General features: G+C 67.4%; 13 protein-coding genes. 11 read left to right on the forward strand and 2 right to left on the reverse strand.

What is annotated here, in order from left to right; translation table 11 throughout:
* Positions 1 to 107 precede the first annotated feature (107 nt).
* Complete coding sequence (locus AC1RB9_RS07645) at positions 108 to 1,292, forward strand: thiolase family protein (RefSeq protein WP_003102299.1); 1,185 nt, start codon at positions 108 to 110, stop codon at positions 1,290 to 1,292.
* A gap of 128 nt (positions 1,293 to 1,420) precedes the next feature.
* On the forward strand, positions 1,421 to 2,086 hold the full coding sequence (locus AC1RB9_RS07650) for a YceH family protein (protein ID WP_003091932.1): 666 nt from the start codon (positions 1,421 to 1,423) through the stop codon (positions 2,084 to 2,086).
* 223 nt (positions 2,087 to 2,309) lie between these two features.
* Here AC1RB9_RS07650 and AC1RB9_RS07655 read toward each other — a convergent pair whose 3' ends face one another.
* On the reverse strand, positions 2,310 to 3,881 hold the full coding sequence (locus AC1RB9_RS07655; protein WP_003102300.1) for a malate:quinone oxidoreductase: 1,572 nt from the start codon (positions 3,879 to 3,881) through the stop codon (positions 2,310 to 2,312).
* 202 nt (positions 3,882 to 4,083) lie between these two features.
* Complete coding sequence (locus AC1RB9_RS07660) at positions 4,084 to 4,293, reverse strand: DUF6316 family protein (protein ID WP_003102301.1); 210 nt, start codon at positions 4,291 to 4,293, stop codon at positions 4,084 to 4,086.
* Between the two features lie 205 nt (positions 4,294 to 4,498).
* Between AC1RB9_RS07660 and AC1RB9_RS07665 the strand changes: the two genes are divergently transcribed.
* The 9 genes from AC1RB9_RS07665 (at position 4,499) to ssuB (ending at position 12,657) form a co-directional block, all read left to right on the forward strand.
* Positions 4,499 to 5,137, forward strand: coding sequence for a peroxiredoxin (locus AC1RB9_RS07665; RefSeq protein WP_003102302.1), 639 nt, complete (start codon positions 4,499 to 4,501; stop codon positions 5,135 to 5,137).
* A 250-nt stretch (positions 5,138 to 5,387) separates the two neighbouring features.
* Positions 5,388 to 6,389: an aliphatic sulfonate ABC transporter substrate-binding protein gene (locus AC1RB9_RS07670; RefSeq protein WP_003117540.1), complete on the forward strand. Its 1,002-nt coding sequence runs from the start codon at positions 5,388 to 5,390 to the stop codon at positions 6,387 to 6,389.
* A gap of 3 nt (positions 6,390 to 6,392) precedes the next feature.
* The gene (locus AC1RB9_RS07675; RefSeq protein ID WP_003102304.1) at positions 6,393 to 7,217 is read left to right on the forward strand and encodes an ABC transporter permease; all 825 of its coding nucleotides are present in this window, start codon (positions 6,393 to 6,395) and stop codon (positions 7,215 to 7,217) included.
* The gene (locus AC1RB9_RS07680) at positions 7,214 to 7,963 is read left to right on the forward strand and encodes an ABC transporter ATP-binding protein (protein ID WP_003091922.1); all 750 of its coding nucleotides are present in this window, start codon (positions 7,214 to 7,216) and stop codon (positions 7,961 to 7,963) included. Before AC1RB9_RS07675 ends, AC1RB9_RS07680 begins: the two co-directional genes overlap by 4 nt.
* A 154-nt stretch (positions 7,964 to 8,117) precedes the next feature.
* Positions 8,118 to 8,711, forward strand: a complete 594-nt coding sequence (ssuE, locus tag AC1RB9_RS07685) for an NADPH-dependent FMN reductase (RefSeq protein ID WP_003091915.1) — start codon at positions 8,118 to 8,120, stop codon at positions 8,709 to 8,711.
* A 118-nt stretch (positions 8,712 to 8,829) separates the two neighbouring features.
* On the forward strand, positions 8,830 to 9,801 hold the full coding sequence (locus AC1RB9_RS07690) for a sulfonate ABC transporter substrate-binding protein (RefSeq protein ID WP_003117542.1): 972 nt from the start codon (positions 8,830 to 8,832) through the stop codon (positions 9,799 to 9,801).
* Positions 9,802 to 9,878: 77 nt separating this feature from the next.
* Positions 9,879 to 11,027, forward strand: coding sequence for an FMNH2-dependent alkanesulfonate monooxygenase (ssuD, locus tag AC1RB9_RS07695; RefSeq protein WP_003091910.1), 1,149 nt, complete (start codon positions 9,879 to 9,881; stop codon positions 11,025 to 11,027).
* Between the two features lie 20 nt (positions 11,028 to 11,047).
* Positions 11,048 to 11,836 carry an aliphatic sulfonate ABC transporter permease SsuC gene (ssuC, locus tag AC1RB9_RS07700; protein ID WP_003102309.1) on the forward strand — a complete coding sequence of 263 codons (789 nt, stop codon included), beginning with the start codon at positions 11,048 to 11,050 and terminating at the stop codon, positions 11,834 to 11,836.
* Positions 11,833 to 12,657 carry an aliphatic sulfonates ABC transporter ATP-binding protein gene (ssuB, locus tag AC1RB9_RS07705; protein WP_003102311.1) on the forward strand — a complete coding sequence of 275 codons (825 nt, stop codon included), beginning with the start codon at positions 11,833 to 11,835 and terminating at the stop codon, positions 12,655 to 12,657. The genes ssuC and ssuB overlap by 4 nt, the downstream gene beginning before the upstream one ends.
* Positions 12,658 to 12,669 lie beyond the last annotated feature (12 nt).

A 12,669-nucleotide genomic window follows, 5' to 3' on the forward strand; every position in this document is an offset into this window, starting at 1 on the left:
ATACGCCGGATGAATGATCGGTGCCTCGCGCGATTGCCTCGCCTTATCCTCGCTCGATCCGGCCGCTGCCCCGGCGGCCGACCGACAATAACAGCGAGGGTACCCCCATGCGTGAAGTGGTGATCGTCGACAGCGTCCGGACCGGCCTGGCCAAGTCCTTCCGCGGCAAGTTCAACCTGACCCGGCCGGACGACATGGCCGCCCACTGCGTCGACGCGCTGCTGGCGCGCAACGACCTCGACCCGCTGCTGGTGGATGACTGCATCGTTGGCGCCGGCTCCAACGAAGGCGCCCAGGGCCACAACATCGGGCGCAACGTGGCGGTGCTCTCCGGCCTCGGCATCCAGGTGCCGGGGATGACCCTCAACCGCTACTGTTCCTCCGGCCTGCAGGCGATCGCCATCGCCGCCAACCAGATCGCTTCCGGTTGCAGCGAGGTGATCGTCGCCGGCGGCGTCGAGTCGATCACCCTGACCCTGAAGAGCGTCAACACCGACCACCTGGTGAACCCGCTGCTGCAAAGGGAGGTGCCGGGCATCTACTACCCCATGGGGCAGACCGCCGAGATCGTCGCCCGTCGCTACGGCATCACCCGCGAGGCCCAGGACGCCTACGCCCTGCAGAGCCAGCAGCGGATGGCGCGAGCCCAGGCGGACGGGCTGTTCGCCGACGAGATCGTGCCGATGACCACCCGCTACGCGGTGGAGGACAAGGCCAGCGGCGAGAAGCAGGTGCTCGACGGAGTGGTCGACCGCGACGACTGCAACCGCCCGGACACCACCCTCGAAGGCCTGGCCTCGCTGAAGCCGGCGTTCGCCGAGGACGGTTCGGTCACCGCCGGCAACGCCTCGCAACTCTCCGACGGCGCCTCGATGACCCTGCTGATGAGCCTGGAGAAAGCGCTGGCGCTGGGCCTGGAGCCGAAGGCCTTCTTCCGTGGCTTCACCGTGGCCGGCTGCGAGCCGGACGAAATGGGCATCGGTCCGGTGTTCTCGGTGCCGAAGCTGCTCAAGGCGAAGGGGCTGAAGATCGCCGACGTCGATCTCTGGGAACTCAACGAAGCCTTCGCCTCGCAGTGCCTGTACTGCCGCGACCGGCTGGAGATCGACAACGAGAAGTACAACGTCAATGGCGGCTCCATCGCCATCGGCCACCCGTTCGGCATGACCGGCTCGCGCCAGGTCGGTCATCTGGTCCGCGAACTGCGCCGGCGCAACCTGCGCTACGGCGTGGTGACCATGTGCGTCGGCGGCGGCATGGGCGCCAGCGGGCTGTTCGAAGCCGTACGCTGAGCCCGTGCGCGACGGCGGGCCCCGCAGGTCGGGGCTCGCCTCATGGGTTTTATTTACATGACGCTCCGTGCCATCCCCGGCGACTCGCGCTAGGCTAGGCGCCTTTTTCCTTGCATAGGGATGTAGCGATGTCCACCGAGCCCAACTCGCCGTTCGTCGACGACCCGCTGAGCGCCGTCGATGCACGGATTCTCGGCAGCCTCGTCGAGAAGCAGGCGACCACCCCGGAAACCTATCCGCTGACCCTCAATGCCCTGGTCCTCGCCTGCAACCAGAAGACCAGCCGCGATCCGGTGATGAACCTCACGCCCGGCCAGGTCGGCCAGAGCCTGCGCCAGCTCGAGGGGCGCGGCCTGGTCAGGCTGGTGATGGGCAGCCGCGCCGACCGCTGGGAGCACACCCTGGGCAAGGGCCTGGAATTGGTGGCGCCACAGGTGGCGCTGCTCGGCCTGCTGTTCCTGCGTGGTCCGCAGACCCTCAACGAACTGCTCACCCGCAGCAACCGCCTGCACGATTTCGACGACGTCGAGCAGATCCGCCACCACCTGGAACGCCTCGCCGGCCGTGGCCTGGCCGTGCACCTGGAGCGTCGCGCCGGGCAGCGCGAGGAGCGCTACATGCACCTGCTCGGCAGCCAGGCCGACCTCGAGGCCGCCGTGGAGGCGATGGGCAGCGACCCGGAACGCGCCGCGCCGGCCGCTCTGTCGGCCGATGCGGAAGCGCGGATCGCCGAGCTGGAGACGCGCCTGGCGGCGCTGGAGGAGCGCCTGGCCAGGCTCGAAGGAGGGGCGTGATATCGCGGGAGGGCGCAATCGGTGACATGCAGGTTCCGGCGGATAACCGCGAGCGGTTGTTCGCCCTACGGCCCGCAGTGACTTTGTGGGCGGCGCTGCCTGTCGGGTAGGGCGGATAACGCCAGCGGCGTTATCCGCCGATGCGCCGCCCCGCAAGGCGAACGCCAACCCAAAAAAGCCCGGCTATTGCCGGGCTTTTTCATGCGCGCGCGTCGGTGGCCGATCAGGCCTCCGGCTGTACCGGCACGTGGATCAGTTGCAGGCGCTCGCTGCTCCAGGCACGGGTGCTGTTGGTCAGCTCGATGTCGTTGTTCAGCTTGCGCCCGTAAGACGGCACGATTTCCTTCAGGCGTGCCTGCCACTCGGGAGTAGCGACCTTGTCCTTGAAGGCCTTCTCCAGCACCGACAGCATGATCGGCGCGGCGGTCGAGGCGCCCGGCGAGGCGCCGAGCAGGGCGGCGACGGAGCCGTCGGCGGCGGTCACCACTTCGGTGCCGAATTGCAGTACGCCGCCTTTCTCGGCGTCCTTCTTGATGATCTGCACGCGCTGGCCGGCCTGCACCAGCTTCCAGTCCTCGTCGCGGGCTTCCGGGAAGTACTCGCGCAGCGAGGCCATGCGGTCGTCCTGGCTGAGCATCAGCTGGCCGATCAGGTACTGGCTGAGATCGAAGTTGTCGATGCCGGCGTTGAACATCGGGCCGATGTTGCCGCTGGTCACCGAGCCCGGCAGGTCCCACAGCGAGCCGTTCTTCAGGAACTTGGTGGAGAAGGTGGCGAACGGACCGAACAGCAGAACCGGCTTGCCGTCGATCATGCGGGTGTCGAGGTGCGGCACCGACATCGGCGGCGAACCCACCGAAGCCTTGCCGTAGACCTTGGCCAGGTGGCGCTTGACCACATCCGGGTTGGTGGTGGCGAGGAACGAACCGCCCACCGGGAAGCCGGCGTAGCCTTCGGCCTCGGGGATGCCGGACATCTGCAGCAGCTTCAGCGCGCCGCCGCCGGCGCCGATGAAGACGAACCTGGCCTTGACGCTGGTTTCCTTGTCGCCATTGGCCAGGTCGGCCATGGTCACGGTCCAGGTGTTGTCGTCGTTGCGCTTGAGGTCGCGGACCTCATGTTGCAGGCGCAGCTTGAAGGTGTCCTTGGCCGACAGCGAGCCCACCAGTTGGCGGGTGATCTCGCCGAAGTTGACGTCGGTGCCGATCGACATGCGCGTGGCGGCGATCTTCTGCCCCGGCTCGCGGCCTTCCATCACCAGCGGCACCCACTGCTTGATCTGCTCGGGGTCTTCCGAGTACTCCATGCCGCGGAACAGCGAGCTGTGCTGCAGGGCGGCGTGGCGCTTCTTGAGGAAGGCGACGTTGTCGTCGCCCCAGACGAAGCTCATGTGCGGGACGTTGTTGATGAACGACTTCGGATCGTTCAGCACCTTGCGGTCGACCTGGTAGGCCCAGAACTGCTTGGAGATCTCGAAGTTCTCGTTGATCGCCACCGCCTTGCTGATATCCATCGAGCCGTCCGCGGCCTCGCTGGTGTAGTTCAGTTCGCAGAACGCCGAGTGACCGGTGCCCGCGTTGTTCCAGCCGTTGGAGCTTTCTTCGGCGACCTTGTCCAGGCGCTCGACCATCTCGATGGTCCAGCCTGGTTCCAGTTCGTTCAGATAGGTACCCAGGGTGGCGCTCATGATGCCGCCACCGATCAGGAGCACGTCGACCGGTTTTTCCGATTCGACGCTGTTTTTGGAGCAACCCAGCACGCTGACGCACAAAAGCATCAATAAGATTTTTTTCATGGATTTACCGCTAGAAAACGTGGAGAAGCGTGGATACGCACGACATGGCAGGTATTCACCGGGTGAATGATACTGGAACTCACCCCCGATGTGAGTGCGTTCACATGCGGTGACATTTGCCTCGGCGTTCCGCCGAGAATACCTGCCTTCCCTTTCTTGAACGTTTCAGCCGCCGGGAAATAAATTCAGCGCCTGTATCGTTTCAGCGGGAACCCGGCGCGTGGATTTCCGCCGATTGGCGCATCCTGCGGATATACGCGTCGATTTCCCGCTCCGCGTCGAAACGGGTGAAATAGGGACCTTCCAGGGTCCCTTCGCGGGTGGAGAAGAAGTACTGCCCATTCACCGAACTTATGCGATCGCTGCGAAAGCGGGTGGCCGGGGTGGGATCGGTGGAACGTTTCCCCAACATGACGGCGACTCCTGGATAGCGGGCCAAGGTGTTTTCAGTGTAGGCGGGGGTTGGCCGGGCGGCAGGCCGGCGGACGAAAGGAGACGGATTTCCAGGCGAAGGGTTGGGTATTCTATTTTTTGTTATAAGAAAATCTGAATTTATTCTTTTTAACGTCAGCCGGCCTTGGGCATAGTGGGCTCCAACACGAACAAGGAGTGACCCCATGAGCCTCAGACTCGGCGACATCGCCCCCGATTTCGAACAGGACTCCAGCGAAGGGCGCATCCGCCTCCACGAGTGGCTGGGCGACAGCTGGGGCGTGCTGTTCTCCCACCCCGCCGACTTCACCCCGGTGTGCACCACCGAGCTGGGTTTCACCGCCAAGCTCAAGGACCAGTTCGCCCAGCGCGGGGTCAAGGTCCTGGCGCTGTCGGTGGATCCGGTGGAGTCGCACCTGAAGTGGATCGACGATATCAACGAGACCCAGGACACCCGGGTCAATTTCCCGATCATCGCCGACGCCGACCGCAAGGTTTCCGAACTCTACGACCTGATCCACCCGAACGCCAACGACACGCTGACCGTGCGTTCGCTGTTCATCATCGACCCGAACAAGAAGGTGCGCCTGATCATCACCTACCCGGCGAGCACCGGGCGCAATTTCAACGAGATCCTCCGGGTGATCGATTCGCTGCAACTGACCGACGAGCACAAGGTCGCCACGCCGGCCAACTGGGAGGACGGCGACGAGGTGGTAATCGTGCCTTCGCTGAAGGACGAGGAAGAGATCAAGCGGCGTTTCCCCAAAGGCTACCGCGCGGTGAAGCCCTACCTGCGCCTGACGCCCCAGCCCAACCGCTGAGGCCGGATTCGTCCCGCCTGCATGGGCAGGCACGGCAGGCGGGACCTTTTATTCGACGGTGCGTGCCGTCATGCAACGCTGTTTAGCCACGAGCAGGGTTTTTGGCCGGTTTCGACCGGCCCTCTTTTTTATGTGCGCCAGCGCGTCGCCGCGACGCTTTTTATCCGCCATCCATTTCCGAAACCGGCTCTGACTTGCCCGCCAGACGGGGAGAAGGCTCGCTCATCCACCTCCTTCCAGGAGCAGACGCATGATCGCCGCTCTCCGTCGCTGCCGGGCCTGGCTGGCCCTGCTCGCCGTTCTTGCCGTGTTTCCCGCGGCAGAGGCCGCCGCCCCCGCTGAAATCCGTCTCGACTATGCCTACTACGCCCCCACCAGCCTGGCGCTCAGGAAGTTCGGCTGGCTGGAGAAAAGCCTGGACGGCAGCGGCACCCGGGTGCGCTGGGTGTTCAGCCAGGGCAGCAACCGTTCCCTGGAGTACCTCAACGCCGGCAGCGTCGATTTCGCCTCGACCGCCGGCCTCGCCGCGGTACTCGCGCGGGCCAACGGCAGCCCGGTACGTACCGTATACGTCGCCAGCCGCCCGGAGTGGACCGCGCTGCTGGTGCGCAAGGATTCGCCGATCCGCAGCCTCGCCGAGCTCAAGGGGCGCAAGGTGGCTGCCACCAAGGGCACCGATCCCTACCTGTTCCTGCTCCGCAGCCTGCACAGCGTAGGCCTGGACAAGAACGACCTGCGTATCGTCCACCTGCAGCATCCCGACGGCCGGGTAGCCCTGGAGAAGGGCCAGGTCGACGCCTGGGCCGGACTCGATCCGCACATGGCGGCCAGCGAGTTGCAGGCCGGCTCGCGGCTGCTCTACCGCAACCTCGGCTTCAACAGCTACGGCGTGCTCAATGTCCGCGAGGATTTCGCCGAACGCCATCCGCAACTGATCCGCCAGGTGCTGGCGGCCTACGAGCAGGCGCGCCACTGGGTGATCGGGCATCCCGACGAGGCCGCGCAACTGCTTGCCGAGGAAGCCGGCCTGCCGCTGGAAGTGGCTCGCCTGCAACTGTCGCGCACCGATTTCAGCCAGCCGCTGCCGGGCGCCGAACAGGTCGCCGCGCTCAAGGCCGCGGCGCCGATCCTGGCGGACGAGCGCCTGGTGCGGCCGGGCGTGGACGTGCAGAAGGTGGTCGACGAACTGATCGCGCCGCAGTGGGCCGCCGAGGTCATCGGCGGTGTCCCGTTGGCGCGCACGGAGCCCTGAGCCATGGTCAGCCAGAGCCTGCGACTGGCCCGGCGAGTCTCGCGCCGGGCGTGGCGACTGCGCGTGCCGGGCGCCTGGCGGGCCTGGGCCTTGCCGCTGCTGGCACTATCGTCGTGGGAGGCGCTGGTGCGCCTGGGCTGGCTGCCGGCCTACCAGATGCCGGCGCCGAGCGGCATCCTGCTGACCCTGGTGGAACTGGCTCGCGGCGAGCTGTGGGGGCATGTCGGCGCGAGCCTGGCGCGGGTCGCCGCCGGCTTCGCGATCGGCAGCGGCCTGGCCCTGGTGGTCGGTACCTGGGTCGGTCTCAGTCGTCGCGCCGAAGCCTACCTGGAGCCGAGCTTCCAGGCCCTGCGGGCGATCCCCAGCCTGGCCTGGGTGCCCCTGCTGCTGCTCTGGTTCGGCATCGACGAGACGCCGAAGATCGTCCTCATCGCCCTCGGCGCCTTCTTCCCGGTCTACCTCGCGCTGGTCGCCGGGGTACGCGGGGTCGATCGCAAGTGGGTGGAACTGGGGCGGCTCTACCGTTTGTCGCGCTTCGCCCTGGTCCGCCGCATCCTCCTTCCGGCGGCGCTGCCGAACCTGTTCACCGGCCTGCGCGGGGCGCTCAGCCTGAGCTGGATGTTCCTCGTCGCGGCGGAGCTGATCGCCGCCACCCAGGGCCTCGGCTACCTGCTCAGTGACGGTCGGGAAACCTCGCGTCCGGACCTGGTGATCGCCGCGATCCTGGTCCTGGCGGCCCTCGGCAAGCTCAGCGATGGCCTGCTCCGCTCGCTGGAGCGCCGGGCCCTGCGCTGGCGCGACAGCTTCGACGGGGAGGGCGGCGCATGAGCGGCCTGCTCGACCTGCTGGAGATTCGCAAGGCCTATGGCGATACGCGGGTGCTGGAGGGCGTGGCGCTGTCGCTGGCGCCCGGCGAGGTGGTCAGCCTGCTCGGCCCCAGTGGTTGCGGCAAGAGCACCCTGCTGCGGATCGCCGCCGGACTGGACGATGACTTCCAGGGCACTGTCGAACGCAACCCGATCCTCGGCTTCGGCCCGGACGGCGAGAACGGCCGCAGCGGCGGAATCGGCGTGGTGTTCCAGGAGCCGCGCCTGTTGCCCTGGCTGACGGTGGCGCAGAACGTCGGTTTCGCCGACGGCTGGCTGGAGGACGAGCACTGGGTCGAGCGCCTGCTCGCCGATGTCGGACTGGCCGGCTGCGGAGGATTGCTGCCCAAGCAACTGTCCGGCGGCATGGCGCAGCGCGCGGCGATCGCCCGCGGTCTCTACGGACGGCCGCAGGTGCTGTTGCTCGACGAGCCGTTCAGCGCGGTCGACGCCTTCACCCGCATGCGCCTCCAGGACCTGCTGCAGGACGTGGTGCAGAACTACGAGATCAGCGTCCTGCTGGTCACCCACGATCTCGACGAGGCGTTCTATCTCGCCGACCGCGTGCTGCTGATGGGCGGCCGTCCCGGACACATCCGCCGCGAGTTCCACGTACCGCTGGCGCGTCCCCGCGATCGCCGGGCGGTGGAGCTGGCCTACTTGCGCGGCGAGGCCCTGACCGAAATGCAGCGGGCGCACGTGCTCTGAGGCAAGACCCCGAACCGGGTTCTTATATGCTTTATGGAATAAATAAATGAATAAAAAACATTTATTGGAATATGAGGCCGCCTGTTAAGGTCTATGCAACTTGGTTAGCAAGCCAAACGAATATTCTGTTTTCCGGTTATAAGGAATCCCCCCCATGCTCGTCGTTTCCATCGCCGGAAGTCCCAGCGTACGCTCCCGCTCCGGGGTGTTGCTGGAGCGTGCCAGGGACTGGCTGAGCCGTCGCGGCGTCGAGGTGGCCAGCCACCAGGTGCTGGATTTTCCCGCCGAGGACCTGCTGCGTGCCCGCCTCGACAGTCCGCCGGTACTGGCGCTGGCCGAGCAGATCGGCCGCGCCGACGGCCTGCTGGTCGCCACCCCGGTGTACAAGGCCTCGTTTTCCGGCGCGCTGAAGGTCCTGCTCGACCTGTTGCCCGAGCGCGCCCTGGAGCACAAGGTGGTGCTGCCGTTCGCTACCGGTGGCAGCAGCGCGCACATGCTGGCCGTGGACTATGCATTGAAGCCGGTCCTGGCCGCGCTCAAGGCCCAGGAGGTACTGCATGGCGTATTCGCCGTGGACAAGCAGATCGCCTACGCCACCGAGAGCGACCCGGCGCGCCTGGAACCGGTCCTCGAGCAGCGCCTGGAAAACGCCCTGGAAACCTTCCACCTGGCCCTCTCGCGACGGCCGCAGCCGATCGACCCGCAGTTGCTCAACGAGCGCCTGGTGAACGCCCGCTGGAGCATCTGATCCGTCCGCCGCCAGCGCACGCGCGCCGCGGCCCGATTGCACAACGCACACACGACGACCTCACTGTTCCGTCAACGGCGCGGCAGGTTCGGCACCCACAACGACAAAGGAGAGCGCCATGCGCACCATCGCTTTGCGTCGTGGACTGGCGGCCCTGCTGGTGGCGGCCCTGTCCTACGGCGTTCAGGCCGACGAGAAGTCGGCCAACACCCTGCGGATCGGCTACCAGAAATACGGCACCCTGGTCCTGCTCAAGGCCCGTGGCACCCTGGAGAAACGTCTCGCCGAAGACGGCGTGAAGGTGCAATGGACCGAGTTTCCCGGCGGCCCGCAACTGCTCGAGGGACTCAATGTCGGCAGCATCGACTTCGGCGTGACCGGCGAAACCCCGCCGGTCTTCGCCCAGGCCGCCGGCGCCGACCTGCTCTACGTGGCCTACGAACCGCCGGCGCCGACCAGCGAGGCGATCCTCCTGCCGAAGGACTCGCCGATTCGGTCGGTGGCCGAGCTGAAGGGCAGGAAAGTCGCCCTGAACAAGGGCTCCAACGTGCATTACCTGTTGGTCCGCGCCCTCGAGCAGGCCGGCCTGAAGTACAGCGACATCCAACCCGTCTACCTGCCGCCGGCCGACGCCCGCGCCGCCTTCGAGCGTCACAGCGTCGACGCCTGGGTGATCTGGGACCCCTACCAGGCCGCCGCCGAGAAGCAGTTGTCCGCGCGGGTCCTGGTGGATGGTCGCGAGCTGGTCGACAACCACCAGTTCTACCTCGCCACCCGGACTTACGCGCAACGGCATCCGCAGGTGCTCGACAAGCTGGTGGACGAGATCCGCCAGGTCGGCGACTGGTCGCGGGCCAACCCGCAGCAGGTGACCGAGCAGGTCGCGCCGCTGCTCGGGCTGCCCGCCGACATCACCCTTACCGCGGTGAAGCGCCAGGGCTACGGCGCGCAGTTGATCACCCCGGCGGTGGTCGAGGCGCAGCAGAAGATCGCCGACACCTTTACCCAGCTGAAGCTGATTCCCAAACCGCTGAGCATCAAGGACGTGATCTGGACGCCGCCGGCCGGCAAGGTCGCCAGCGCACCCTGAGCCCGTACCGCCCACATACCGACACGATCATCGCGCGGCTACGCCACGCCGGCGCGCTCACTCTGGAGTCAATTGCGATGAGCCTCGAGATTTTCTGGTTCCTTCCCACCCACGGCGACGGCCACTACCTGGGCACCACCCAGGGCGCCCGTGCCGTCGACCACGGCTACCTGCAGCAGATCGCCCAGGCCGCCGACCGCCTGGGCTTCGGCGGCGTACTGATCCCCACCGGACGTTCCTGCGAGGACTCCTGGCTGGTCGCCGCCTCGCTGATCCCGGTAACCCAGCGCCTGAAGTTCCTCGTCGCGCTGCGTCCCGGGATCATTTCGCCGACCGTCGCCGCGCGCCAGGCGGCGACCCTGGACCGGCTGTCCAACGGCCGCGCGCTGTTCAACCTGGTCACCGGCGGCGATCCCGACGAACTGGCTGGCGACGGCCTGCACCTGAGCCACGCCGAACGCTACGAGGCCTCGGTCGAATTCACCCGCATCTGGCGTCGCGTGCTGGAGGGCGAGACCGTCGACTACGCCGGCAAGCACATCCAGGTGAAGGGCGCCAAACTGCTCTATCCGCCGTTGCAGCAGCCGCGTCCGCCGCTGTACTTCGGCGGCTCCTCGGAGGCCGCCCAGGACCTCGCCGCCGAGCAGGTCGAGCTGTACCTGACCTGGGGCGAGCCGCCGGCGGCGGTTGCCGAGAAGATCGCCCAGGTACGCGAGAAGGCCGCCCGCCAGGGCCGCCAGGTGCGCTTCGGGATCCGCCTGCACGTGATCGTCCGCGAGACCAGCGAGGAAGCCTGGCAGGCCGCCGATCGACTGATCGCGCACCTCGACGACGACACCATCGCCCGCGCCCAGGCCTCCCTGGCGCGCTTCGACTCGGTCGGCCAGCAACGCATGGCCGCGCTGCACGGCGGTTCGCGCGACAACCTGGAAGTCAGCCCCAATCTCTGGGCCGGCGTCGGCCTGGTGCGCGGCGGCGCCGGTACCGCGCTGGTCGGCGACGGGCCGACGGTGGCGGCGCGGGTCAGGGAGTACGCCGAGCTGGGCATCGATACCTTCATCTTCTCCGGCTATCCGCACCTGGAAGAGTCCTACCGGGTCGCCGAACTGCTGTTCCCGCACCTCGACGTGCAGCGCCCGGCGCAGCCCGAGGGACGCGGCTATGTCAGCCCGTTCGGCGAGATGGTGGCCAACGACATCCTGCCCCGGCAGGCCGCGCAGAGTTGAGAGCGGTCGGAGCGAACGACATGAGCATTTCCAAACGACTGGCCGAGCGCCTGGCGCCCTGGGCGCTGCCGCTGGTCCTGCTGGCGGTGTGGCAGGCGGCGGTTGAGTTCGGCTGGCTGTCCAGCCGCATCCTCCCCGCGCCCAGCGCCGTACTCGAGGCCGGCTGGGCGCTGCTGCGCAGCGGCGAGATCTGGCAGCACCTGGCGATCAGCGGCTGGCGCGCGGCGATCGGCTTTCTCATCGGCGGCGCCATCGGCCTGGTGCTGGGCTTCGTCACCGGCCTGTCGAAGTGGGGCGAACGCTTCCTCGACAGTTCGGTGCAGATGATCCGCAACGTGCCGCACCTGGCGCTGATCCCGCTGGTGATCCTGTGGTTCGGCATCGACGAGTCGGCGAAGATCTTCCTGGTCGCCCTCGGCACGCTGTTCCCGATCTACCTGAACACCTACCACGGCATCCGCGGCATCGACCCCGGCCTGCTGGAGATGGCGCGCAGCTACGGGTTGTCCGGCTTCGCCCTGTTCCGCCAGGTGATCCTGCCCGGCGCGCTGCCGTCGATCCTGGTCGGGGTGCGCTTCGCCCTCGGCTTCATGTGGTTGACCCTGATCGTCGCCGAGACCATTTCCGCCAGCTCCGGCATCGGTTACCTGGCGATGAACGCCCGCGAGTTCCTGCAGACCGACGTGGTGGTCCTGGCGATCCTGCTCTATGCCGTCCTCGGCAAGCTCGCCGACCTCGCCGCCCGCGGCCTGGAACGCGTCTGGCTACGCTGGCACCCGGCCTACCAGGTCAAGGGAGGTGGCGCATGAATGCCCACAACGCCGCCCTTGGCGGCACTCCGCAGCGCCTCAAGCGCGGTATCCCGCTGGCCCTGCGCGGAGTGGCGCGGCGCTTCGGCGAGCGCGAGGTGCTCAAGGACATCGACCTGCTGGTTCCGGCCGGGCAGTTCGTCGCTATCGTTGGCCGCAGCGGCTGCGGCAAGAGCACCTTGCTGCGCCTGCTGGCCGGCCTCGACCAGCCCAGCCGCGGCGAGTTGCTGGCCGGTTCGGCGGCGCTGGCCGAGGCCCGCGAGGACACCCGGCTGATGTTCCAGGACTCGCGCCTGCTGCCGTGGAAGCGGGTGATCGACAACGTCGGCCTTGGCCTGCGCGGCGACTGGCGGGCGAAGGCCCTGCAGGCGCTGCGGGCGGTCGGCCTGGCCGAGCGTGCCAACGAGTGGCCGGCGGCCCTGTCCGGCGGGCAGAAGCAGCGCGTCGCGCTGGCTCGCGCGCTGATCCACGAGCCGCGCCTGCTGTTGCTCGACGAGCCGCTCGGCGCGCTCGATGCGCTGACCCGGATCGAGATGCAGCAACTGATCGAAGGACTCTGGCGCGAACACGGTTTCACCGTCCTGCTGGTCACCCACGACGTCAGCGAGGCGGTGGCGGTGGCCGACCGGGTGATCCTCATCGAGGACGGCGAGATCGGCCTCGACCTGCCGGTGGAATTGCCCCGGCCGCGCTCGCGTGGCTCGGCGCGACTGGCCGCGCTGGAAGCCGAAGTGCTCAACCGGGTGCTGGCGCAGCCGGAGCTGCCGCCGCAACCCGAGCCCGTTTCACCCCTGCCCACGCAACTGCGCTGGGCGCTTTAACCAACCATGCCT

Source organism: Pseudomonas sp. 20-5, assembly GCF_056782835.1.